Origin of the sequence: Citrobacter sp. Cpo148 (assembly GCF_030332375.1) — a bacterium.
Taxonomy (GTDB): domain Bacteria; phylum Pseudomonadota; class Gammaproteobacteria; order Enterobacterales; family Enterobacteriaceae; genus Citrobacter; species Citrobacter portucalensis.
This window is the reverse complement of record NZ_JAOWHY010000042.1, coordinates 365,539-390,508: the sequence shown is the minus strand read 5'-3', so window position 1 is coordinate 390,508 and position 24,970 is coordinate 365,539. Positions and strand designations below refer to the sequence as shown.

24 protein-coding genes are annotated in these 24,970 nt (G+C 51.1%); 15 read left to right on the top strand and 9 right to left on the bottom strand.

Annotated features, from left to right (window positions below; all coding sequences use genetic code 11):
• Positions 1-5: 5 nt before the first annotated feature.
• From OGY10_RS08440 to OGY10_RS08405, 8 genes are all read left to right on the top strand, one after another.
• Positions 6-956 carry a sugar-binding transcriptional regulator gene (locus OGY10_RS08440; protein ID WP_003831176.1) on the top strand — a complete coding sequence of 317 codons (951 nt, stop codon included), beginning with the start codon at positions 6-8 and terminating at the stop codon, positions 954-956.
• A gap of 338 nt (positions 957-1,294) precedes the next feature.
• The gene (locus tag OGY10_RS08435; protein ID WP_191226287.1) at positions 1,295-2,815 is read left to right on the top strand and encodes an FGGY family carbohydrate kinase; all 1,521 of its coding nucleotides are present in this window, start codon (positions 1,295-1,297) and stop codon (positions 2,813-2,815) included.
• Between the two features lie 125 nt (positions 2,816-2,940).
• Positions 2,941-3,876 (top strand): D-ribose ABC transporter substrate-binding protein, encoded by a 936-nt coding sequence (locus tag OGY10_RS08430; protein ID WP_003831174.1) that lies wholly within the window; start codon positions 2,941-2,943, stop codon positions 3,874-3,876.
• 43 nt (positions 3,877-3,919) lie between these two features.
• Complete coding sequence (locus OGY10_RS08425) at positions 3,920-4,540, top strand: DUF2291 family protein (protein WP_020996556.1); 621 nt, start codon at positions 3,920-3,922, stop codon at positions 4,538-4,540.
• A 1-nt stretch (position 4,541) separates the two neighbouring features.
• A complete protein-coding gene (locus OGY10_RS08420; RefSeq protein ID WP_008784047.1) occupies positions 4,542-6,086 on the top strand; it encodes a sugar ABC transporter ATP-binding protein in 1,545 nt (514 codons plus the stop codon).
• A gap of 17 nt (positions 6,087-6,103) precedes the next feature.
• Positions 6,104-7,171 carry an ABC transporter permease gene (locus OGY10_RS08415; RefSeq protein WP_003831171.1) on the top strand — a complete coding sequence of 356 codons (1,068 nt, stop codon included), beginning with the start codon at positions 6,104-6,106 and terminating at the stop codon, positions 7,169-7,171.
• Between the two features lie 53 nt (positions 7,172-7,224).
• Positions 7,225-8,022, top strand: a complete 798-nt coding sequence (locus OGY10_RS08410) for an SDR family oxidoreductase (RefSeq protein WP_003831170.1) — start codon at positions 7,225-7,227, stop codon at positions 8,020-8,022.
• A 35-nt stretch (positions 8,023-8,057) separates the two neighbouring features.
• Entirely contained in the window at positions 8,058-8,843 is a 786-nt protein-coding gene (locus OGY10_RS08405) for an SDR family oxidoreductase (protein ID WP_060682608.1), read from the top strand.
• Positions 8,844-8,885: 42 nt separating this feature from the next.
• Here the strand turns inward: OGY10_RS08405 and OGY10_RS08400 are convergent, their stop codons facing one another.
• Positions 8,886-9,590 (bottom strand): GNAT family N-acetyltransferase, encoded by a 705-nt coding sequence (locus OGY10_RS08400; protein WP_167820321.1) that lies wholly within the window; start codon positions 9,588-9,590, stop codon positions 8,886-8,888.
• 142 nt (positions 9,591-9,732) lie between these two features.
• On the opposite strand from OGY10_RS08400, the gene OGY10_RS08395 reads away from it, so the two are divergent.
• Together OGY10_RS08395 and OGY10_RS08390 are read left to right on the top strand one after the other, a co-directional pair.
• Positions 9,733-10,851: a YbdK family carboxylate-amine ligase gene (locus tag OGY10_RS08395; RefSeq protein ID WP_008784045.1), complete on the top strand. Its 1,119-nt coding sequence runs from the start codon at positions 9,733-9,735 to the stop codon at positions 10,849-10,851.
• 67 nt (positions 10,852-10,918) lie between these two features.
• Entirely contained in the window at positions 10,919-11,167 is a 249-nt protein-coding gene (locus tag OGY10_RS08390; protein WP_032942634.1) for a DUF1158 domain-containing protein, read from the top strand.
• A 21-nt stretch (positions 11,168-11,188) separates the two neighbouring features.
• Here the strand turns inward: OGY10_RS08390 and OGY10_RS08385 are convergent, their stop codons facing one another.
• The gene (locus OGY10_RS08385; RefSeq protein WP_003021996.1) at positions 11,189-11,530 is read right to left on the bottom strand and encodes a RamA family antibiotic efflux transcriptional regulator; all 342 of its coding nucleotides are present in this window, start codon (positions 11,528-11,530) and stop codon (positions 11,189-11,191) included.
• Positions 11,531-11,547: 17 nt separating this feature from the next.
• A complete protein-coding gene (locus OGY10_RS08380) occupies positions 11,548-12,660 on the bottom strand; it encodes an MBL fold metallo-hydrolase (RefSeq protein WP_008784042.1) in 1,113 nt (370 codons plus the stop codon).
• A 190-nt stretch (positions 12,661-12,850) separates the two neighbouring features.
• On the opposite strand from OGY10_RS08380, the gene OGY10_RS08375 reads away from it, so the two are divergent.
• From OGY10_RS08375 to OGY10_RS08360, 4 genes are all read left to right on the top strand, one after another.
• Complete coding sequence (locus OGY10_RS08375; protein WP_032942632.1) at positions 12,851-13,432, top strand: TetR/AcrR family transcriptional regulator; 582 nt, start codon at positions 12,851-12,853, stop codon at positions 13,430-13,432.
• Positions 13,432-13,800, top strand: a complete 369-nt coding sequence (locus OGY10_RS08370; protein ID WP_191226288.1) for an MmcQ/YjbR family DNA-binding protein — start codon at positions 13,432-13,434, stop codon at positions 13,798-13,800. The genes OGY10_RS08375 and OGY10_RS08370 overlap by 1 nt, the downstream gene beginning before the upstream one ends.
• A gap of 119 nt (positions 13,801-13,919) precedes the next feature.
• Positions 13,920-14,573, top strand: a complete 654-nt coding sequence (nfsB, locus tag OGY10_RS08365) for an oxygen-insensitive NAD(P)H nitroreductase (RefSeq protein ID WP_003831162.1) — start codon at positions 13,920-13,922, stop codon at positions 14,571-14,573.
• Between the two features lie 65 nt (positions 14,574-14,638).
• Positions 14,639-15,883, top strand: coding sequence for a mechanosensitive ion channel family protein (locus tag OGY10_RS08360; RefSeq protein ID WP_057066482.1), 1,245 nt, complete (start codon positions 14,639-14,641; stop codon positions 15,881-15,883).
• A 3-nt stretch (positions 15,884-15,886) separates the two neighbouring features.
• Here OGY10_RS08360 and OGY10_RS08355 read toward each other — a convergent pair whose 3' ends face one another.
• The 6 genes from OGY10_RS08355 to OGY10_RS08330 all read right to left on the bottom strand — a co-directional run bounded on the left by OGY10_RS08355 (position 15,887) and on the right by OGY10_RS08330 (position 23,185).
• Positions 15,887-16,867, bottom strand: a complete 981-nt coding sequence (locus OGY10_RS08355; RefSeq protein ID WP_191226289.1) for a LacI family DNA-binding transcriptional regulator — start codon at positions 16,865-16,867, stop codon at positions 15,887-15,889.
• Between the two features lie 77 nt (positions 16,868-16,944).
• Complete coding sequence (locus tag OGY10_RS08350) at positions 16,945-18,096, bottom strand: Gfo/Idh/MocA family protein (RefSeq protein WP_111465954.1); 1,152 nt, start codon at positions 18,094-18,096, stop codon at positions 16,945-16,947.
• The gene (locus OGY10_RS08345) at positions 18,093-19,121 is read right to left on the bottom strand and encodes a sugar phosphate isomerase/epimerase family protein (protein ID WP_103284851.1); all 1,029 of its coding nucleotides are present in this window, start codon (positions 19,119-19,121) and stop codon (positions 18,093-18,095) included. The genes OGY10_RS08350 and OGY10_RS08345 overlap by 4 nt, the downstream gene beginning before the upstream one ends.
• Positions 19,122-19,136: 15 nt before the next feature.
• Positions 19,137-20,378 carry an MFS transporter gene (locus tag OGY10_RS08340; protein WP_003835691.1) on the bottom strand — a complete coding sequence of 414 codons (1,242 nt, stop codon included), beginning with the start codon at positions 20,376-20,378 and terminating at the stop codon, positions 19,137-19,139.
• Between the two features lie 180 nt (positions 20,379-20,558).
• Positions 20,559-21,953, bottom strand: a complete 1,395-nt coding sequence (gene pheP, locus OGY10_RS08335; protein ID WP_008784036.1) for a phenylalanine transporter — start codon at positions 21,951-21,953, stop codon at positions 20,559-20,561.
• Positions 21,954-22,099: 146 nt separating this feature from the next.
• A complete protein-coding gene (locus OGY10_RS08330) occupies positions 22,100-23,185 on the bottom strand; it encodes a YncE family protein (protein ID WP_137377133.1) in 1,086 nt (361 codons plus the stop codon).
• A 299-nt stretch (positions 23,186-23,484) separates the two neighbouring features.
• Between OGY10_RS08330 and OGY10_RS08325 the strand changes: the two genes are divergently transcribed.
• On the top strand, positions 23,485-24,660 hold the full coding sequence (locus OGY10_RS08325; protein WP_032942620.1) for a coiled-coil domain-containing protein: 1,176 nt from the start codon (positions 23,485-23,487) through the stop codon (positions 24,658-24,660).
• Positions 24,661-24,970: the final 310 nt, after the last annotated feature.

Here is a 24,970-nt window from a genome sequence, read left to right as displayed (position 1 = left end):
AATATATGGCTAAGCAGGACGAACAACGGCTATTGGTTAAAATCGCTACCCTTTACTATCTTGAAGGACGCAAACAGTCCGATATTGCTCAACTTCTCTCGCTTTCTCAGTCGTTTATCTCCCGCGCCATCACCCGCTGTCAGAAAGAAGGGGTGGTGAAAATCAGCGTTGTCCAGCCCTCAAATATCTTCCTTAATCTTGAAAAAGGGATCGAGGAACGTTACGGCATTAAGCAGGCCATTGTGGTTGATACCGAAGAGGATGCCAGCGACCACACCATCAAACGCGCCATTGGTTCTGCCGCAGCCCACTATCTGGAAACCCGGCTGCGCCCCAAAGATCTGGTGGGCGTTTCCTCATGGAGTTCGACTATCCGAGCGATGGTGGATGAAGTCCATACGCAGAACCTGAAGGCCGGCGGCGTAATTCAATTGTTGGGCGGCGTGGGTCCCAACGGCAACGTACAGGCCACAATTCTGACGCAGACGCTGGCACAACATCTGAATTGTGAAGCCTGGCTGCTTCCTTCGCAGAGTATCGAAGGCTCGGTTGAAGAGAAAAACCGTCTCGTTGCCAGCAAAGATGTCGCCGATGTGATTTCACGCTTTGATAATGTAGACATCGCCATTGTTGGCGTCGGGATCCTCGAACCGTCCCAATTGCTGAAAACATCAGGCAACTACTACCACGAAGATATGTTGCAGGTACTGGCAGATCGCGGCGCGGTCGGAGACATTTGCCTGCATTACTACGACAACAAGGGCCAGCCGGTATTGCAAGATGACGAAGATCCAGTGATTGGCATGGCCCTGGACAAGGTAAAAAAATGCCCGAATGTCGTGGCGCTTGCTGGCGGTACAGACAAAGTCGCGGCAATTAAAGGGGCGTTGAACGGAGGTTATATCGACGTGCTCATTACCGACTATCCTACGGCCCGCATGCTGGTCACCTCCTGATCCTCAATTCGCTGATAGCCTTTGCACGAAAGATAAAAAGCAAAGGCTGTGACTAAAATCCATATATTTCAATAGACTGAAAGGTTTCACCTCGCCTTAATTTACTCTTCTTTCTGTTATTGTCCCGTCTGTGTAAGTGTGATTCTCAGCACAATTGATGATTTTTTCTGTAGCCCAACGGAAAGATTGTGGCTAAGGTATTAAATAAATAATCACTACCGAATATATATTCAATAATTGAAAAACGATGTCACAGCCAGGCCTGATGTAGTAATGACGCGACAATGAGGGGGCTTTATCCTCCAAACCGGGACGCAATGTGACTCAGGAGATAATCTATGTGTGCAGCGAAGAAAGAGTTCATCATTGCGCTGGATGAAGGCACAACTAACGCCAAAGCGGTTGCGCTTGATGCACAGGGCAATGTGGTGGCAAAGTTTTCTCAGCCACTGGCGATTCAGACCCCTCGGGATGGCTGGGTTGAACAATCTGGCGAGGTGTTGATTGATACTTCTATTGGTGTCATTGCCAAAGCTGTGAATCATGTTGGTGCTGAAAACGTCGCAGCACTGGCTATCAGTAATCAGCGTGAAACCGCCATAGGCTGGTATCGCCAGACTGGCAGACCGCTAAATTCCGCAATCACCTGGCAATGTACGCGCAGTGCGGCTTACTGCGAGGAACTGCGGCATGAAAATAAAGAACAACTAATAAAATCAACCACTGGTCTGCCAATCGCACCACTTTTCTCCGCATCAAAAATGCGCTGGCTACTGGAATCCGTGATCGATGGCCCACAGCTGGCTGCGCAGGGACAAATTTGCCTGGGAACGATCGACAGTTGGTTGCTATGGAATTTAACCGCTGGTGAAGCCTTCTGCTGTGACTATTCCAATGCCGCCCGCACACAGTTGCTAAACCTGCACTCTGGAGAGTGGGATGAAGCCATGCTGGCACTCTTCCACATTCCGCGCGCCGCCTTACCGGAAATCAAACCCTCCAGTGGATTATTTGGTCATACTCGTGGACTCAATGGCATCCCAGACGGCATTCCTGTGATGTCGATGGTGGGTGACTCACATGCCGCTCTGTTTGGCCATGCTCTTGGCGAAATGGGATGCGTTAAAGCAACTTACGGTACCGGGTCATCGGTGATGGCGCCGGTCAAATCAGCCCAATGTGATATTGACGCACTGGCTACCACCATCGCCTGGCACGATGGAAACAGCATCATATACGGACTGGAAGGCAATATCCCGCACACGGGTGATGCGGTGGCATGGATGGCAGACAGTACGGGTCTGAGCGAACTTTCGGATGCCGAACTGACCTACGAACTCAACACCCTTCCCGCCTCCGTTGATTCAACCCTCGGCGTTTATTTTGTGCCAGCACTGACCGGGCTTGGCGCACCGTGGTGGGATGATAGTGCCCGTGGAGTCATCTGCGGACTCAGTCGGGGAGTTAAACGAGCACATCTCATTCGTGCCGCACTTGAGTCGATTACCTATCAAATCGCCGATGTTGTAGTTGCCATGCAGCAGCACGATGATTTCAAGTTAACTGCATTAATGGTTGACGGTGGCCCCACCAAAAACGACTGGCTAATGCAATACCAGGCAGACTTGCTTGGTTATCCGGTTATGCGTAGCGATGTGCCAGAACTTTCCGCCATTGGCGCGGCATTACTGGCGCGTAAAGCGCTTTACCCTGGCTCACTGACTGATTTAAAAGCTTTTTTAACCGTACATAGCACATTTCAACCCGACATGGATCGCCATCATCGGTTGCAAAAAAGATGGCAGGAATGGCGCCATGCGGTAAACAGAACATTATGGAAACCGGCCCCGTCCGCCTGATGCCTCACCTGGGAAAACGCGCGACGTTATTTACCACACATACAGGAGGACACCGGACCATAAGAAATTCAAGCTTTACGTTGTTTCACCGTACCCGACAATAACAACACAGAGAGAACATTGTCATGAAATTACGTTTAACGCTGTTAACTGCTGCAACCCTGACTGCTTTGTCTTTTACTGCTCATGCAGCGGAAAAAGGGACAATCATGATTATGGTGAATTCACTGGATAACCCGTATTACGCCTCAGAAGCAAAAGGTGCCAGTGAAAAAGCCAAGGAACTGGGCTACAAAACCACAATTTTGTCGCACAGTGAAGATGTGAAAAAACAGAATGAATTGATTGATACGGCAATCGGCAAAAAAGTCCAGGGTATCGTTCTGGATAATGCAGATTCAACGGCCAGCGTCGCGGCAATTGAAAAAGCGAAAAAAGCTGGAATTCCCGTCATATTAATCAACCGTGAAATTCCCGTTGATGATGTTGCACTGGTGCAAATTACCCACAATAACTTCCAGGCGGGTTCCGAAGTTGCAAATATTTTCGTCGAGAAGATGGGCGAAAAAGGTAAATATGCTGAACTGACGTGTAACCTTGCGGATAATAATTGTGTTACGCGCTCCAAATCCTTCCACCAGGTTATTGATCAGTTCCCGGATATGGTTAGTGTCGCCAGACAGGATGCCAAAGGTACGCTTATCGACGGTAAACGTATTATGGACAGCATCCTACAGGCCCACCCGGACGTGAAAGGTATCATCTGCGGTAACGGTCCTGTTGCACTGGGCGCTATTGCTGCATTAAAAGCGGCGAACCGCAGCGACGTGGTAGTGGTCGGTATCGACGGCAGCAACGACGAACGTGATGCGGTGAAAGCAGGCACTCTACAGGCAACCGTCATGCTCCAGGCTCAGGCTATCGCAGCACAAGGGGTTACCGATCTGGATAACTACCTGCAAAAAGGCATAAAACCCGAAAAGCAACGCGTCATGTTCCGCGGAATTCTTATCACTAAAGAAAACGCAGATAAAGTGCAGGATTTCAATATCAAGTCCTGATCCCGGGTTGTTGCGCCTCTCAGGAGGCGCAGAGGAGAACATTATGTCTAAAAAAGCCTGGTTTGCGCTGGCCTTGTTGACCGTGGGCGGATGCCGCATCGTCTCGCAGCAGGAACTTGCGGACCTCAAGTCGCCACCGAATCCACACATGGCCAATATTGATCAAACGTGGCAAAACAAAATTGTTCCGCAAATTGTCGGGCAGGCTCGTCCGGTGGCCGATTTATTAATGGCCTTGCATGCTGAAAAAGATTTTGATAGCGCCTGTAAAAATCTCGGCTACCGTTCTCAGGAAGAGAATCCCTGCATCTTTTACGTACAAGTAGAAGGAAAAATTAGCAATCTTGATACCGCCTCTCGTAGTGGAAAAATGACTATCGCCGATAAAAGCGGCAACAGCATTATTGTGCAGATTGGTCCGACGCTGCGCGGCACACAATTACGCGATGCCTTTAAAGGCACAAGTTATAGTGATTTCAATGACCAGGTATTATTTGGTGAATATGGTCGAGGAATTAACGAACAAGCAATAAAGATGATCCAATCTGCGCAGCTTAAAACCGGAGAATCAGTACACGTTTATGGTGTTTTCTCTGAGTGGGAGATACCAAAATCCATCCCGGTTATTACACCAGCGAAAATTGAATCTGTAGGAGGACAATAACATGCAGCAGCAAGATATCGTCACTCCTCATTCCGTCGAATCTGAAGTTATTATCGAAACACACGATTTATCGCGTGTTTACCCTGGGGTAGTGGCATTAGATAGCGTCAACTACCGGGTATATCGGAATAAAGTAAACGTGCTGATCGGAGAAAATGGTGCTGGTAAGTCCACCATGATGAAAATGCTTGCTGGTGTCGAAAGTCCCTCTTCCGGACAAATTATTATGGATGGCATACCCGTCACATTAAATTCGACCCATCAGGCCGAAAAACTGGGTATCAGCATTATTTTTCAGGAGTTGAATTTATTCCCAAACATGAATGTCATGGATAATATTTTCATGGCTAACGAGTTCTTTCAAAAAGGGAAAATCAACGAAAAATACCAGTACGCACTGGCAAAATCCTTACTGGAAAGACTCGAGCTGGATGTTGATCCGTATACACCTCTGGAGGAACTAGGGATCGGTCATCAGCAACTGGTCGAAATTGCTCGTGCGCTCTCCAAAGATACCCGCGTTTTAATCATGGATGAACCAACCTCCGCACTCAGCCAGTCTGAGGTGAAAGTGTTGTTTAACGTCATTGAGCAACTTAAACGGCGCGGTGTCACCATCATCTATATATCTCACCGTCTGGAAGAGTTGATGGAAATTGGTGATTACATCACGATTTTCCGCGACGGTCGTTTTATCAGCGAACGCCCAGTCAATGATGCCAGTATTCCGTGGATCATTGAACAAATGGTGGGTGACAAGAAAAAACATTTTGATTATCAACCCGCACCAAAAGGTGAAACGGTTTTATCCGTACAGGGTCTCACAGCCCTTCATCCGAGCGGCGGCTATAAGCTTAATGACGTGACGTTTAGCCTCAGTAAAGGCGAAGTCATCGGAATCTATGGTCTGCTGGGCGCTGGACGCACGGAACTGTTCAAAGGTCTGGTGGGACTTATGCCCTGCCAGAGTGGGAGCGTGCAGCTTAACGGCGAATGCATTGATAAAGCCCATTTTCAGTCACGTCTTAAAAAGGGGCTGGCGTTGGTGCCTGAAGACCGTCAGGGCGAAGGCGTTGTGCAGATGATGTCGATTCAGTCCAACATGACGCTGTCTGACTTCAGCCTGCAAGGCTTTCGTCGGGCCTGGAAATGGTTAAACCCGCATAAAGAGCAGGCCAGCGTGAAGGCGATGATCCAGCAACTGGCCATCAAAGTGAGCGATCCCCAATTGCCTATCACCTCATTAAGCGGTGGTAATCAGCAAAAAGTGGTGCTGGGTAAAGCATTGATGACGCAACCGCAGGTGGTCTTCCTTGATGAACCCACCCGAGGCATTGATGTGGGTGCCAAAACCGACGTGTATCACCTTATCGGCAAAATGGCGCAGCAAGGATTGGCTGTGATGTTCTCTTCATCAGAGCTGGACGAAGTGATGGCGCTGGCGGACCGTATTCTGGTGATGGCCGATGGCCGAATAACCGCTGATGTCCCCCGTCATGCGGTCACCCGCGAGACATTAATCGCGGCTTCTACACCTCAAGATTAATCAGGCTGGAATCCATCATGAACCAGAAATATATGATTTATATGTACCTCCTGAAGGCCAGAACGTTTATCGCACTGCTGCTGGTTATCGCATTCTTTAGCGTGATGGTACCTAATTTCCTGACCACCTCTAACCTGTTGATCATGACCCAGCACGTCGCCATCACGGGCTTACTGGCAATTGGTATGACGCTGGTGATACTCACTGGCGGTATCGATCTGTCCGTCGGGGCGGTAGCGGGTATTTGCGGCATGGTTGCAGGCGCCTTGCTTACCAACGGTCTGCCCATCTGGGGTGGCAACATCATCTTCTTCAACGTACCAGAGGTCATAATCTGTGTTGCCCTCTTCGGCGTTGTCGTTGGTTTTGTCAACGGTGCCGTCATCACGCGTTTCGGCGTTGCGCCGTTTATCTGTACGCTCGGCATGATGTACGTTGCCAGAGGATCTGCTCTTCTGTTTAACGACGGCAGCACTTACCCAAATCTTAACGGCATGGACGCGCTGGGCAATACCGGTTTTGCCACGCTGGGTTCAGGTACTTTGTTGGGGATTTATCTCCCTATCTGGCTGATGATTGCCTTCCTGCTGCTGGGCTACTGGGTAACCACCAAAACCCCACTTGGCCGCTATATCTACGCGATTGGAGGGAACGAGTCCGCCGCACGTCTGGCGGGTGTCCCTATCGTAAAAGCGAAGATCTTTGTGTACGCCTTTTCCGGCCTGTGTGCCGCTTTTGTTGGGCTGATTGTGGCTTCACAACTGCAAACCGCACATCCGATGACCGGCAATATGTTTGAGATGGATGCCATTGGCGCAACTGTGCTGGGCGGAACTGCGCTCGCGGGAGGACGCGGACGCGTCTCCGGCTCCATTATCGGTGCCTTCGTAATTGTCTTCCTCGCCGATGGCATGGTGATGATGGGCGTCAGCGACTTCTGGCAGATGGTTATCAAAGGTGTGGTTATCGTCACCGCCGTTGTTGTCGATCAGTTCCAGCAAAAGCTGCAGAACAAAGTCATTCTTATGCGTCGCCATGAAGAAAAGTTGGCGGCAGCACCTTCAGTAAATACCGTATCCAGTTAAGCAGCAACATTCCGCCGGGCATCTTTTGCCCGGCCTATACAGGGGATAAAAATATGCAACGTGATTTTCATGGTAAGACAATTGTCATCACTGGTGCTTGTCGAGGGATTGGCGCAGGTATCGCCGAACGTTTTGCCCGCGACGGCGCAAACCTGGTGATGGTATCTAATGCAGAGCGCGTCCACGAAACAGCGGAACAGCTTCGTCAGCGCTATCAGGCAGATATTTTATCTTTGCAGGTGGATGTCACCAATGAGGCGCAGGTGCAATCTCTGTACGAGCAGGCCGCAGCGCGCTTCGGCACCATTGATGTCTCGATTCAAAACGCGGGTGTTATCACCATCGACTATTTCGACCGCATGCCGAAAGCCGATTTCGAAAAAGTCCTCGCCGTAAATACCACTGGCGTATGGCTCTGCTGTCGGGAAGCAGCAAAATATATGGTTAAGCAAAACCAGGGCTGTCTGATTAATACCTCTTCCGGTCAGGGACGCCAGGGTTTCATCTATACCCCACACTACGCCGCCAGCAAGATGGGCGTAATTGGTATTACGCAAAGCCTGGCGCATGAGTTGGCACCGTGGAATATCACCGTCAACGCCTTTTGCCCAGGGATAATCGAAAGCGAAATGTGGGATTACAACGATCGTGTCTGGGGCGAAATTCTCAGCACAGATGAAAAACGCTATGGCAAAGGTGAACTGATGGCGGAATGGGTTAAAGGCATCCCCATGAAACGCGCGGGCAAACCTGAGGATGTCGCCGGACTGGTCGCTTTTCTCGCCTCTGACGATGCGCGTTATCTCACCGGACAAACCATCAACATCGATGGCGGCCTGATTATGTCTTAATGCCCACCAGGGTATCTGTTAAGAGAGTCATCACTATGATTACAAAAGATTTTGCTCAACAACTGTTTAATCTTGAGGGGCGCGTCGCTTTCGTTACTGGCGCAGGTAGCGGCATCGGTCAGACTATCGCCTGCGCACTTGCCAGCGCGGGCGCGCACGTGATCTGTTTTGATTTGCGCGAAGACGGCGGGCTGAACGCGACCGTTGATGCTATCACCGCTATTGGCGCCCAGGCTGCGCTCTATACGGGCGATGTCCGCCAGCTTAGCGACCTTCGCGCCGCGGTAGCCCTGGCGAAGGAACGCTTTGGTCGTCTGGATATTGCGGTCAATGCCGCAGGCATTGCCAACGCCAACCCTGCGCTGGAAATGGAAAGCGAGCAGTGGCAGCGCGTTATCGACATTAACCTCACTGGCGTGTGGAATTCCTGTAAAGCCGAAGCCGAGCTGATTCTGGAATCCGGTGGTGGCTCGATTATTAACATCGCATCCATGTCCGGGATTATTGTTAACCGAGGCCTTGAACAAGCCCATTACAATAGCGCTAAGGCGGGGGTGATTCATCTGTCGAAAAGCCTGGCGATGGAGTGGATTGGAAAAGGAATACGCGTGAACTCCATCAGCCCGGGATATACCGCCACGCCGATGAATACTCGACCGGAAATGGTTCATCAGACGCGGGAGTTTGAAAGCCAGACGCCAATTCAGCGCATGGCAAAAGTGGAAGAGATGGCGGGCCCGGCACTCTTTCTGGCCAGCGATGCCGCTTCATTTTGCACCGGTGTAGACCTGGTTGTAGATGGCGGATTTATCTGTTGGTAAACAGCAATACGCCCGCAGCCATTGTTAGCTGCGGGCGTTAATTTATTCGCGGCTACAGGCAGCCAGCGTTTTTCGTTGCCGCCCGTGTTCATCAAAGTTCTCTGCGGCCAACCAGCGCTGTAACACGGCGTCACACTGGGGCCATTCGCTATCAATCATTGATAACCAGTCGCTGTCGCGATTACGCCCCTTGCGCACAATCTTCTGGCGAAAGCGACCTTCGAAGATAAACCCAAGGCGTTCCGCTGCCCTTCGAGAAGCGGTGTTCAGAGAATCGCATTTCCACTCCACGCGACGATAGCCCAACGCAAATGCCTGGCGTAACAGCAGCCAGATGCTTTCGGTGCCGAGAACCGTATTTTTCATACGCGGTGACCAGGTCACATGACCAATTTCGACCGAACCGTGCTCTCGTTCAATCGCCATAAAGCACACCAGTCCAACGGCACGTCCTGAACGCTGTTCAATGACGGCATAGGGAACCAGAGATGCATCAGTAACTTTCCCCTGCACCCAGCAAGCTGCGGCCTCGACGCTTGTGGGGCGAGAGCTTGCAAGCCAGGTCCAGTCGCGATCGTCCGGCGCCTGCGCGTAGGCATCAAACAGATCGGCGGCATGGCTGTCGGCATCCAGGGGAACCAGTCGACAATATTGCCCTATCAGCGTTTCCCGTGGCAGTACGGCAGCGCCATTCCAGTCCGGCACGACATCGCCGACGGTCTGCCCATAAAGATTTATTTCCGGCACGATTCAACCCCAGTTGCGAAGAAAAAAATAGTTATAACACCGGCCATTACACCTTCAAAGCGTCACCAGGGTGATTTTGACAACAAACAGAAAATCAGCAGTCCTTCTATACTGATTAAAAATCAACGCGGAAGAGAGCCTTATGCCACTACCCGATTTTCATGTTTCCGACCCTTTTACGTTAGGCATTGAACTGGAAATGCAGGTGGTCAATCCGCCAGGCTACGACCTGAGCCAGGATTCTTCCCGGCTGATTGATGCCGTAAAACCGCAGCTCACCGCCGGAGAAGTGAAGCACGATATCACCGAAAGTATGCTGGAGATGGCGACCGGAGTTTGCCGAAATATCGACCAGGCTGATGCTGAATTGTCCGCTATGCAGCAGATAATTATGCGAGTTGCTGCAGAGCATCACCTCGCCATTTGTGGCGGCGGCACACATCCATTTCAAAAATGGCAACGTCAGGAAGTCTGCGATGACGAACGCTATCGGCGCAACCTGGAAAATTTTGGCTATCTTATCCAGCAGGCGACGGTATTCGGCCAGCATGTACATATCGGCTGCGCAAACGGCGATGATGCCATTTACCTGCTACACGGCCTGTCGCGATTTGTTCCCCATTTTATTGCGCTCTCGGCCGCCTCACCTTATATGCAGACCTCCGACACGCGGTTTGCCTGCGCGCGACTGAATATATTCTCCGGATTTCCCGATAATGGCCCGATGCCATGGGTGAATAACTGGCAAGAATTCGAGGGGCTATTCCGTCGACTGGCTTACACCAGCATGATTGATAGCATTAAAGATTTACACTGGGATATCCGCCCCAGCCCGCACTTTGGCACGGTAGAGGTTCGGGTCATGGATACGCCGCTGACCCTTGATCATGCGGTCAATATGGCAGGACTTATTCAGGCTACCGCCCACTGGTTACTCACCAAACGTCCATTCAAGCACCAGGAGCGTGATTACCTGTTGTATAAATTCAATCGTTTTCAGGCCTGTCGCTTTGGTATGGCGGGAATCGTCACCGACGTCAATACCGGCGACGGTTGCCGCCTGTCAGAAGACACATTGCGACTCCTGGAGAATATCGCTACCTCTGCAGATAAAGTAGGCGCAACCAGCGCGATTGAAGCTATACATCTGCAGGTTAAAAATGGTCATGATGAAGCACAAAACATGCGTGACTTTGTCGCCGAAGGCGGGTCACTAAGTGGTCTGGTGAAAAAACATTGTGAGATTTGGGCGGGGTTGTAAGCGTGGGAATTTGCGTTGCCCGCTGAGATCCCGGACAATAGCTTTTTAACTCAAGTTTAACAATGTCATGAAACACCCGCTTGAATCACTGATGACTGTCGCAGGGATCCTGCTACTGGCTTTTTTGTCTTGCCTGCTGCTACCTGCCCCCTCACTTGGCCTGATGCTGGCACAAAAACTCGTCGCCATTTTTCATCTGATGGATCTCAATCAGTTTTATACTTTACTGTTTTGCCTGTGGTTTTTACTGCTGGGCGTGATTGAATATTTGGTGCTGCGCTTCATCTGGCGGCGCTGGTTCTCGCTGGCGGATTAGGCCCGCGAGAACCCTCTGCTGTTAATGCGTTCGGCTATGATTTTCTTTGCGATAAGCTCCCGGCGGCTGGCTGAACGTACGGGTGAAAATACGCGTAAAGGTCTGCTGCGAATCGAATCCGTATTTCAAACAGATGTCGTACACTTTCTGGTCGGTATCGCGTAGATCGCGCGCCGCCAGCAGCAGCTTGCGCTCGCGGATGTAACGCCCAAGACTTTCGCCTTTGTACTGCATAAAAAGACGCTGCAGGTGCCATTTGGAATATCCCGCATGGCGTGCAATATCATCAATGCGCAATGGCTGATTCAAATTATCATCAATCCATTCAACAATCGTATCAATTACCTGAGCAGAAATCGTCATCATGCTCTCCCCTGTATTCATTGAGTCACCTGTTGCCACCAGGCCGTAAACGGTTGGTCCGGTTCGGACAGTATTACCGGTTCACCCAGCATTGGCGTCAGCAGTCGGTAATCCTGATGACGGCTGGCAAGCGCCAGTCGTTTGTAAGGATCATCCCAGGTATGTTTCGCCAGAACGAAACGGCCGGCATGCCCTGGCAACACGGCTTTCGCATGCAGATCTGCCGCAGCCTGCGCCGTTTCTTCCGGCATCATGTGAATAAACTTCCAGTCCTGGTCATACTGACCGTTCTCCATAATCGCCAAATCGACAGAGCCAAATTGCTCGCCGATGGCTTTAAAATGCGGTCCATAGCCGGAATCGCCGCTGTAATAAACGTTCTGCTCCGGCGTTTCGAACATGAAGCTCGCCCATAGCGTTTGGTTGCGTTTGATACCACGTCCCGAGAAATGACGAGCAGGCAGCACATGAACGATCAGAGAATCCGTCACTCTGACGGACTGATTCCAGTCCCGTTCTTCGATTATCTCGCTGCGCATCCCCCAGTAACGCAAATGCGATCCCACGCCGAGCGGCGTAATCACCCGCTTAATTTTCGGCATTAGCGCCTTGATAGTGGCGAGATCCAGATGGTCATAGTGATCGTGCGAGATGATGAGCAGGTCTATCTCCGGCATCGTCTGTGCGGTCCACGGATAATCACCGGCAAAGGCCTTGTTCAGGAACGAGAACGGTGCGGCATAATTGCTGAAAACCGGATCAATCAGGATACGCTGACCCGCCAGCTGTAAATACCACGAAGAATGGCCCAGCCAGACCAGGGTATCCTGCTGCGGCGAAAGCCCGGCGAGATCGGTCGCGACCATAGGTAACGGTTGTGCTGGTCGTGCATTTTCACGCTTAGCGACCAGAAACTCCCACCAGGCCGCCAGCATGCCTTTGTTGCCGGTATAGCCCGGTGTCGGCACCTGGTTATGAAACTGTCCATCACGATAGTGCGGTGACTGTTCAACCTGACTTAGTTGTGCCCCTTGCGGCGCCTGACCAAACCCGGCATTGAGTACAAACGGTAAACTTGCAGCTGCAGCAATAAGCATAATAACAACCACACAAACTGTGAGACGCTTCATATCCTGACCTTAAACGCGCCCCCTTTCCGCTGGTTTGCGCGACTGACTCTTGATTATGAGTGAGTAAGCACTCATTATAGAAATCGAAAGTTCTCCGTCAAGATGATTTTCAATCTTTGACATTCGCCGTTGCGGCGCAGCAAACGCCGTGATTCAATCATGTTTTTTACAGACTTAAGGGTAAAGTGTAGTGGCTCGTCCGAAGAGTGAAGACAAAAAATTGGCATTACTGGAAGCTGCAACCACAGCATTTGCACAATCAGGTGTTGCGGCCTCTACCGCCGTAATCGCGCGCAATGCAGGGGTTGCGGAGGGAACGTTGTTTCGCTATTTCGCGACCAAAGATGATTTGATCAACGAGCTTTACCTCTTTTTGAAGCAAGACCTTTGTCAGTCGATGATGGCAAACCTGGATCGTTCAGTGACCGATGCCAAAACCATGACTCACTACATCTGGAACAGCTACATTAGCTGGGGCCTGAACCACACCTGCGGGCATCGCACGATTCGTCAGTTGGCCGTCAGCGAGAAAATAAGCAAAGAAACCGAACAACAGGCTGACGATATGTTCCCGGAACTGCGCGATCTTTGTCATCGTTCCGTACGACCCGAGTTTATGTCTGACGAATATCGCGCCTTTGGCGACGCGCTATTCCTTTCTCTGGCAGAAACCACCATGGAGTTCGCCGCCCGCGACGCTGCCCGCGCAAATGAATATATTTCGATGGGGTTTGAAGCCATGTGGCGCGCCCTGACCCGCGAGGAACAATAATGGACGGCCAGACCCTACCTGCCTGTGCGAAACGCCTTGCGCTTGAATTGCCTTTTACCGAACACTGCTGGCCTTTCGGCCCGGAATACGATGTCTTCAAGGTTGGCGGTAAAATTTTTATGCTGGTCACGGAGCTTCGCAGACGGCCGCTTATTAACCTGAAATCCGATCCGCAAAAATCACTGTTAAACCAGCAGATCTACCCCAGCATTAAGCCCGGCTATCACATGAATAAAAAGCACTGGATCTCGGTCTATCCTGGTGACGATATTACCGAGTCATTACTGGCAGAGCTGGTGAATGATTCCTGGCACCGCGTCGTCGACGGCTTGCCGAAGCGGGATCAAAAACGCCTGCGTCCAGGTTGATTTATCGCTAACCCCGATAAGTGTTTTTGCATTTTCCTGTCTTATCTTTTTCCTGCTAACCCTGTACCCTGCTGAAACAAAACGCACCCGCAGGGTATGGAAAATCACCAGGAGTAGTTATGGATATTGTTTCTGTCGCCTTAAAACGTTACTCCACTAAGGCATTCGATCCGAATAAAAAACTGACCGCTGAGCAGGCCGAAAAATTAAAAACGCTGCTGCAGTTTAGCCCGTCCAGCACCAACTCTCAGCCATGGCACTTTATCGTCGCCAGCACTGACGAAGGTAAGGCGCGTGTGGCTAAATCCGCAGCCGGCGGCTTTGTATTCAACGAACGTAAAATGCTGGATGCTTCCCACGTTGTGGTGTTCTGCGCCAAAACGGCGATGGATGATGCATGGCTGGAACGCGTGGTGGATCAAGAAGAAAGCGATGGTCGTTTCGCCACGCCTGAAGCGAAAGCCGCAAACCACAAAGGCCGCACCTTCTTTGCCGACATGCATCGCAAAGAACTGAAAGATGACAACCACTGGATGGCAAAACAGGTGTACCTGAACGTCGGTAACTTCCTGCTGGGCGTTGCGGCGATGGGCCTGGATGCTGTGCCGATCGAAGGCTTTGATTCAGCAGTCATGGATGCAGAATTTGGCCTGAAAGAAAAAGGTTTCACCAGCGTAGTGGTGGTTCCTGTGGGTCATCACAGCGTAGAAGATTTCAACGCCGCGCTGCCGAAATCTCGTCTGCCGTTGGAAACGACGCTGACGGAAGTCTAATCCTCCGCATTTGCATAAGCTCCGCGCAGCGGTCATCATAGACCGCTGTTTATTAAGGAGACGTTATGCAGGAATTGATATCTCAGGTAGAAGAACTCGGCATTGAAATAAATCACACCACCTCATTGGTGATGATTTTTGGCATTATTTTTATCACCGCCATTATTGTTCACGTTATTTTGCACTGGGTGGTATTACGCGCATTTGAAAAGCGCGCCAGCGCCAGCTCCCGCCTGTGGCTACAAATCATCACGCAGAACAAGTTATTTCACCGACTGGCATTCACCCTACAGGGTATCATTGTCAATATACAGGCCGCACTCTGGCTACAGAAAGGCAGCGAAGCAGCAGAAATATTAGTGACCTGCGCACAGTTGTGGATCATGATGTACGCCCTGCTGTCCCTGTTTTCCCTGCTGGACGTTATTCTCAATCTGTCGCAAAAACTCCCTGCTGCGTCGCAATTGCCGCTAAAAGGCATATTCCAGGGCATCAAACTCATCAGCGCAATTCTCGTCGGAATATTGATGATTTCCCTGCTGATTGGTCAGTCACCGGCAATACTGATAAGCGGTCTGGGCGCCATGGCCGCCGTGTTAATGCTGGTGTTTAAAGATCCAATCCTCGGACTGGTTGCCGGAATACAACTTTCAGCCAACGATATGTTGAAGTTGGGTGACTGGCTGGAAATGCCGAAATATGGTGCAGATGGCGCGGTTATCGATATTGGCTTAACCACCGTGAAAGTGCGCAACTGGGATAACACCATCACCACTATCCCAACCTGGTCACTGGTCTCAGACTCTTTTAAAAACTGGAGTGGAATGTCGGCTTCCGGTGGGCGGAGAATAAAACGCAGCATCAGCATCGATGCCACCAGCATCCATTTTCTTGATGAGGATGAGCGCCAGCGTCTGCATAAAGCCCACCTGCTGAAACCGTATTTAACCGCACGTCACCAGGAAATTGACGAGTGGAATCAGCAGTTAGATGCGCCTGAATCGGTGTTGAATCACCGCCGGATGACCAATATTGGCACCTTCCGCGCTTATCTGAACGAGTATTTGCGTCATCATCCGCGTATTCGCAAAGATATGACGTTAATGGTGCGCCAGCTTGCGCCGGACGATCACGGATTACCGATCGAAATTTATGCCTTTACCAATACGGTGGTCTGGCTGGAATATGAAAGTATTCAGGCTGATATCTTCGACCATATATTTGCCGTAGTCGAAGAGTTTGGCTTGCGCATTCATCAGTCGCCTACCGGAAACGATATTCGTGCGCTGTCTGGCGCGTTTCAGCGATAAAGCTCAGGTACTGGCGCGTGAAATATAGCGCCAGTCCATCATCACCCTTTCCGTCTGCGCGTCAGGATTTTCTATTTTATTCAGCAATAATCCTACCGCTTTGCGGCCTATATCCCGTGAGGGCTGCTCAATGGTCGAAAGCTGTGGAGAAACCATTTCTGCCAGTTCCGTACCGTCGAAACCAACAACGGCGATATCCTGCGGGATCTGTAATCCGGCATCGAAAATAGCGCGCATCGCACCAGCGGCTAGCGTGTCCGATACGGCAAACACCGCGTCGGGTTTCACCTTTGCGGCAAGTAGTGTTTTCATCGCCGCAATTCCTGCACTGGAACTTAATTCACTGGCATATTCCACAGCCTGATATTCAAGCGACAGCGCATGCAGCGCCGCTTTATAGCCGCGTTCGCGCAAACGAGCATATTTATAACTCAGGTCATGATTGATTAAGGCAATTCGTCGGTAGCCCTTATCCACCAGGTGAGATATTACCGACTGTGCGGCGTCAACATCGTTAATCCCCACGCAGGAAACCGCGCCTTTGTCAGCATATTCCGCGCACTGAACCCAGGGCGCATCGCCAATCAGCGTAGTCAGTTCCGGTAATTTGGAGAATGCATCCATGGTGATAATGCCATCGACGATTTTCCCCGACAGGAGCTTCAATGCTGATTTTGAGCGGGCTGTATCCGAGCCGGAATTACACAGTAAAATGCGATAGCCATTCTTCTCCGCCTCCTCTTCAATGCCTTTAACAACTTCTGCACAAAAAGGATTGGCGATGTTGGAAACCATCACCAGAATCATCGAACTACGTGCCGTACGCAGCTGACGCGCCAGCAGGTTGGGCTGATAATTGCTTTCTTTAATAGCCTGTAGCACGCGCTCACGATTTTTGGCTTTGACGGTATCACTGTGATTCAGTACACGCGATACCGTCGCCACCGACACACCGGCAAGCTGGGCGATTTTTTGAATAGACATAACGACGACACATCCTGCGGTTTACGCTTTGCGTTGAGGCTACCATAAAATCGCCGACTGGCGAACCGGATGCGTGTTTAGCGCTGTACTGATATCCAACGCTGCTGCTGATGGCTTTTTATAATTGCATCAATAATATACATCACATCCGCACCATCAGAAAAAGACGCAAATCGACGCTCCGCCGTCGCGGGCATTTTGCCTGCCAACACCGCCTGATAAAACTGCTGCATCATATTCTTGAACGCATCCGGCCAGCCTTCAATATGCCCACCCGGAAAGTGCGCACTGGCAGCTACATCAGCATTCATCAATCCAGGGTCGTCCGTCAGGATCTGGTTCGCCTGCTGACGATGCCCAACCCAAAGCTGTTGCGGCGTTTCCTGATCCCAGTGCAGTGAACAGTGGCTACCGTTAATTTCAAAGCTCAGGTGATTCTTGCGCCCGGCACTCACCTGCGAAACGCTAAAGCAGCCTTTGCTGCCATCATCAAAACGTACCAGCACCGACCCACGATCTTCTGTCGTAACCGCTTTATCCTCAAATTGCACATCAGCCGTTTGCTGGCCAAACGTAGCGTTACTGGCAATGCTGGCTTTACGTACCGGCCAGACGATAGCCAAATCGGCCATCACCTCGACAATACGTTTTCCAGTCACGAATTGCACCGTATCACACCAGTGCGAACCGATATCCGCTACCGCCCGTGAATCGCCGCCCTGTGCGGCATCGACCCGCCAGTTGTAGTCAGTCTCCAGCAGCATCCAGTCCTGCAGGTAGCTCCCCTGTACGGCAAACAGACTGCCCACGCTGCCGCTTCTGACCATACTGGCCGCCTGCTGCACCATTGCAAACTGGCGATAGACAAAGCTCACGCCGTGCACCACTCCAGCCTGCTGCGCCAGCGTTTCCAGTTCACGAGCCTCATCCGGCGTCATACACAGCGGCTTTTCTGAAAACACGTGCATACCCGCGCGTAAAATCTGCCGATTGATGTCGGCATGCAGATGATTCGGTGTACAGTTATGCACTACCTGTAGTCCGGGATGCGCCAGCAGCGCTTCAACGCTGCCGTACGCATGAGGAATATGAAGAGCATCTGCGCGTTCCTGGGCAACCGCCAGCGAGCTATCACAGAGCGCCACCACGTTCACACCGCCGAGTCGACGCAACGCCTCAATATGTGCAGGCCCAATAAATCCGCTGCCAATAATGCCAACCTGTATCATTTGCGTACCTCATCGCCAGCGGCGAAATCATCAAATGCACGTGCAGAAACCGGAATAACATGGCGGCGTATAAAATCACTCCCCTCACGCGCCCCGGTTTGCGCGTCTTTCAGGCAACACTCCCATTCCAGCACCGCCCAGCCAGGGAAATCATATTGTGTGAGCTTGCTGAAGATCGTTTTGAAATCGACCTGCCCGTCCCCCAAAGAACGGAAGCGCCCGGCGCGATCGAGCCACGGCTGATAACCGCCATAGACACCGCTGCGGCTACTGGCATGGTACTCAGCGTCCTTGACGTGGAACGCTTTAATACGCGAGTGATAGACATCGATAAACCCAAGATAATCCATCTGTTGCAATAACAGATGGCTCGGGTCATAGAGAATGTTGCAGCGAGGATGATTATCAACCAGCGCAAGAAAACGCTCGAACGTCACGCCATCGTGCAGATCTTCGCCGGGATGGATCTCAAAGCAAACATCCACCCCATGGTGATCAAAGCGATCGAGAATCGGTCTCCAGCGGCGCGCCAGCTCCAGAAAAGCCTCTTCAAAGCGCTGACGATTATGCGGTGGCCACGGATAAAAGAAAGGCCAGGCAAGCGAACCTGAAAACGTGGCATGTGCCGTCAGCCCCAGTCTTTGCGAAGCCGCAGCGGCCTGGTGTAAGGTTTCGATGGCCCATGCCTGTCTGGCCTGCGGATTAGCGCGTACAGACGGCGGAGCAAATCCGTCAAAAGCGTCATCGTAAGCCGGATGGACGGCAACCAGTTGACCTTCAAGATGGGTAGATAATTCGCTAATCACTAACCCATATCCGGCCAGCATCCCGCGAATATCATCACAATAAGCCTGACTTACAGCAGCTTGTTCGACATCAAACAGCGACTTGTGATTACACGGGATTTGTAATGCCTTATAGCCCAGCTCCGCCGCCCATTTTGCCACGCCTTCCAGGGTGTTAAATGGCGGGCGATCCCCGATAAATTGCGCCAGAAAAATGCCAGGCCCCTTGATGGTTTTCATAACCCCTCCTGAAAATTATGCCTGCTCTTTGTCGTCATACTTGAAAGAGAAAAGGAAAATCACGGCAATCACTGCGGCAGCGACTGCCGGGATCCACCAGAATGTGGTCCACGCCTGAGGCACGGTTTGCCCCGCCACCAGCCGGTTGTAAAGTGCGCCTGAAATTTGCGAGCCCAGCAGCATACCGATCCCATAGGTAAACATGACGATCATGCTTTGCGCCTGACCTTTTACTTTTTCCCCGGCGATACGATCGGTGTAAATAAAGCCGACCACGAAGAAGAAGTCGTAGCACACGCCGTGCAGCAGAATGCCGAGATACAGCAGGAATCGCCCCTCTTCGCTGATGCCGAGGGCAAAAAATGCGTAGCGCACGAACCAGGCGCACATCCCGATTAACAGCATGTATTTCACGCCCAAACGTCTGAACAGGAACGGGATCACCAGCATGAAGAATATTTCAGACATCTGACCAAACGACATCGCCGTACTGACGTCGCCGACGCCCGCATCAGCAAGAAACGACGCGGTATACGCGTAATAGGTTCCCAACGGTACAGAGATAAGCGTCGCGCAGAGCGAGAAGACAAAAAAGTGACGGACCTTGAGTAAGGCAAAAGCATCCGCACAAAACAGATCACGAACTTTCACCGGCAGTCCTTTCGCCGGTGCAGGCGTGTTGGGCAGCGTCAGGCTGTAGAGGGCCAGAATCACAGAGATAATCGCCGCCAGCGTAAAGATGCCGGTGGTGTCCGAAATTCCGGTTACACCGATAAAGATCCCCGCGACAATCCAGCCAATGGTGCCAAACACCCGCACCACCGGGAAGGTTTTGTCCTTATCCGACAGGCTATGAAAAGCAATATTGTTGGTAAGCGCCAGCGTTGGCATGTAGCACAACGTGTAGCCAAACAGCAGACCAATCAACAGTGCACCGTTTTGCGCCACCAATGCCTGCGGAACAAACCACAGGATTGCCGCGCCAGCAAGGTGCATCACCGCCATCACCTTTTGCGAGGCAAAAAAGCGGTCTACCAGCATCCCTAAGACGAATGGCGACAGAATAGAGGCAATGGGCCCGGCTGAGAACGCATCGCCAATCAACAGCGACATGTTGTGCTGGCTCATCACCAGCCCCAGCGTGACGGACCAACTTCCCCAGATAAAGAATTGTAAGAACATCATTAGCGACAGCCGGGGGACCAGCAGCCGGTACTGTACGCTCTGTTTTCCACTACTTTCGGTTGTTGACACCATTTTTTGCCCCATCCTTAAAAAGTAATCGATTACAAAATAGATTCAATAGAAAAGTAATCGATTACAAAATAAAGATCCTGTCAGCAGCAGCAAAATTGCGAGAACGGTCACGATAAACGTTGAGTGAGGATCCGATCCCATCCTGACGATGGGATCGGTAATAACAAGATCGGTAGAAACTTAGCGGGACTTACGACGCAGCAGTTTGAAGGCAACAAACAGGAACAGGATCCACACCGGTAGCAGGATAGCTGACAGGCGCATCTCATCCATCGTACACATCAGCACCAGAATCATGCCAAGGAATGCAATACACAGGTAGTTCCCTGCCGGATACAGCAGCGCTTTAAACTGCGTGTCACGTCCCTTACGACGCATCGCCGCCCGGAATCGCAGATGTGCCAGGCAGATCATAATCCAGTTCAGCAGCAGCGTCGCCACCACCAGTGCCATCAGCAGGCTAAAGGCCTTTTGCGGCAGCACATAGTTGATGAGTACCACCAGCGACGTAATAGCACCGGAAAGGATCAGTGAGTTCACCGGTACGCCGCGACGGCTGACGCGGGTTAAGAACTTCGGCGCGTTACCCTGAACCGAAAGACCAAACAGCATGCGGCTGTTAGAGTAGACGCCACTGTTATACACCGACAGCGAAGCCACCAGGATGACAAAGTTCAGCGCAGAAGCCACTACGTTGCTGTCGAGATTATGGAAAATCATTACGAACGGGCTGCTGTTGGATTTCACTTCCACCCACGGGTACAGCGCCAACAGCACCACCAGAGAACCGATATAAAACAGCAGAATACGGTACACCACCTGGTTTACCGCCTTTGGAATGCTTTTCTGCGGATCCTGCGCTTCCGCGGCAGTAATCCCGATAAGCTCCAGCCCACCAAAGGAGAACATAATCACTGCCAGCGACAGAATTAATCCGTTCCAGCCGGTAGCAAAAAAGCCGTTGTAACGCCACAAGTTATCGATGCTTGCATGTTCCCCGCCGTTACCGGAAAACAGCATCCACACGCCAAAACCAATCATGCCGATAATGGCCAGTACTTTAATCAGCGCAAACCAGAATTCCGTTTCGCCATACAGACGTACGTTGACCAGATTGACGGCGTTGATGATCACGAAGAATGCCGCGGCCCAAATCCAGGTTGGAACATCGGGCAACCAGTACTGCATGTAGATCCCTGCCGCTGTCAGTTCTGCCATGCCGACCAGCACAAACATCACCCAGTAGTTCCAGCCGGACAGAAAACCCGCGAACGGTCCCCAGTATTTATAGGCAAAATGGGCAAACGATCCGGAAACGGGTTCTTCGACCACCATTTCGCCCAGTTGACGCATAATCAAAAAAGCGATGATCCCGGCAACGCCGTAACCCAGTAACACCGCAGGTCCCGCCATCTGAATAGCCGGGCCAATGCCCAAAAACAGGCCGGTACCAATTGCGCCGCCCAGCGCAATTAACTGAATATGGCGGTTTTGCAACCCTCGTTGAAGCGTCGGCTCGTTCGTCGACGCGGCATCAGACACGCTGGTGTCAGATGCAGTTGACGCGTTTTTCACGCCCTTCCCCTGTGTGGTTTTTATTGAAGGGGCTTCTTTTAACATTTCAACCTGGTTGTCGCAAGGCGCAATCGATTGGATACGCCGGGCTTCCTTGCCCAACGCACCGAGGCTCGGGAGAAAAACAATAGAAAGAAGGCGAGTTGTTATTGTTTATTCAGGTCAATACGTACCACGTTATCTGGCGCAGACGTAGAGTGGTCTTTATTAAATTTCTGTTTCACGGTGACAAACAGGGTTTGCCCATCCGCCGAGAGCAGCAAGCTGTTAGGGTTTGGTGGTAAATCCCAGCTTTTCTTCACGCTGTAATCGGTCGCATTCAGGCTGAGCAATTTCCCTGAATCACGCTGGGTAATATAGATTTCGTTGCGTTTTGCGTTAAATTTCACCGCCAGCGAATCACCCACATCCAATTTTTTCAGCAGCTTACCAGTATGGATATCCAGCACCAGGGTAGTCTTCGCTTTCGAGTTGTCGGTGACAAACAGGCGACCCGTTTGTGCGTCCTCCGTCATATTCAGCAACAGCGCAGGTTGTTCTCCCAGCGGTTGCCAGCGTTTTTCTACGCGCTGATTACGCGGGTTGATAACAAGAATTTCACCGCCGCCGTTAGCTGCATAAATTCGCTGCGTCACTTCTGAATAATGCAGTCCGGTCATCCATTTACCCGTATTTTTAATGCGGGTTTTTAGCTTCAGGGTTTCAGCGTCAACCACCCAAATCACCGCCGGATCCGCCACGGCACCAATATAGAGCAAACCGTTATGCAGCAGCACCTGGCGCGCACCATACGGGAAACCTTCTGGGTTACGTTCCGGGAACAGTACGCGATTTTTCACTTTGCCGTCAGCGGTATTCAGCGCGCTCAGGCCACCATCCAATGAGTTGGTGACATACACCGTTTTACCGTCCGGCGAGATAGCCATACCAAAGTTTTTCATATCGGTATGACTCAAGCCGAGCGTTTTAAGCGTTTTTGGATCCAGCTTGTAAACCACGCCGCCCTGCACATCTTTAAATCCTTCGGCGCTGGCAACGTACAACGCATCCCCTGCCGGGCTAAGCGCCATTTCATATAACCCATCCGCCAGCGCGCGTTGTTGCACATCACTGACGGCAGGTTGCGCTGTTTTTTCCGTAACGCTGGCGTTGCTGGCTGGCGTGGTATGCGCCGCACAACCGCTTAACGCCGCAGTAATCAGCAATGCCAGCGCGGATGTTGTTTTTTTCATTGTCGGGATCCTTACCAGAAGTAATACAGGGAGTTAATAACAAAAGAGAATGAGAACTATACGCATTATCTTTACTGAATCAAGAATAATTACCCGAGAGTAAAAAACATGAAACAGAGGTTTGAAGATGCAGACAGGTGCGCGCGACTTCCGGTTTTTCATAATTACAGTGAATTATTCTGGACGAAAAGGCATCGCAGGCCACAGAATGCGCTTTACTGTTTTTCTAACATTTTCAAACGGGTGAACCTGTTGTACTTCAGCCACTCGTTTTTTAGCCAGGCCAGGCAACGACTGTCATGAATAAGATCATCAAACGACTGGAAATCGTCAAAAGCGCTATTGAACTGGAAGATGAGGAGATTATTTTCCAGCAGGTGGCGCATCTTAAAAATGAGCCTTTGTCAGTCGTACCAGGCACCATTGTGCAGGCGATCGAAGAACGACGCTTTGGTGATGCCCTGCGTGAAATCTCGGCCTGGCTGCAATCTCAACGGGCAGTCTCTACGTGGCAGGATCCCGCCATTGCCGCCAGTAAGCTGGAACTCAAAGCACTCGAAACACAGTTGCGTGACCTGATCGATAAGCGTAACACGCGCATTCAAATCCTCGATGATTTCAACGATCTGTATCACCTTCGTCTTGGACCGCTGATGAGCCGCATTCTCGAACTGCGTAAACAGCTCGCCGCCAGTGCCCAGCGCAAACAGGAAGCGGAGCGAAAACGCCGGGAAAAAGACTATCAATCCTGTCAGCACTATATTTCCCAGGCTGTTGATCAACTGGCCAGGCTCAAGCAGCACTGGATGAACCAGAATTCAGATTCGCGCGAATCGGTGGAAACACGCCAACGTATTCAGCAGCAAACTGAACTGATTACCGCCCTGCTGGCTGAGATTCGTGAGCTGGAAAACGACTTTTCTCGCCAGGACGACAGCGCAACCCGTCAGGCACAGGAAGAGGCCAGCCATGAATATGATGAATATCAGGAGCAGCAGCAGGATGCACAGCATCGTTTTAGCCGTGACCAGCGGCTTTCCTCTGATGAACGTAATGAGTTAAAACGCCTGTGGCGTCAGGCAAGCCGTCTTTGCCACCCGGACGTGGTAGCCGATGATCTGAAAGAGAAAGCGCATCAGATGATGGTGCAGCTTAACCAGGCGCGCCAAAATGCCGATCTTGCCGCCGTCCGGGCGCTACTGACTCAATTGCAAAGCGGCCTCGAACCGATGATGGCGAGTGACCGATTGAACGATTTGCAGCATTTACGCAGCAAAATACAGCAGCTCAGAGAACAAATTAACGCGCTGCTCAAAGAGATTACCGAACTGGAAGCCGAGAACGCCTGGCGGCTTGCCACCTCCGTGACTGATAAAGAAGCCTACTTCTCCGATCAACAACGGGCGCTTACGGAAATCCGCAATACGCTGGAACAGCAGGTGCATCAGGTTGAACAGGAACTGTTGGCGGGCTAAGCCCTATCAGCAATAGCAATCAGAAAAAATAACCTCTTCAAGTGAGTTTTTAAAATTAAGCACAAAAAGCCAAAAATAGGATAATTCCCTAAAAAATTCACAACACTAAGAATTATCAACCTGAATACTCGAGTTTCAGGTCGATAACTGCAAATTTAGCGATATTTCTCTCTTCCCCTCGACGCGCCTTCTCTTTGTCCTGGTCTTGATTAAGAATTCTCCTACCAACCAGTAAGCCCATTAAGAAAAACGGGTATCCATCTGAAATATAATGTTTTTCATATAAATCCCTTCCAAAACAGATAGGAAT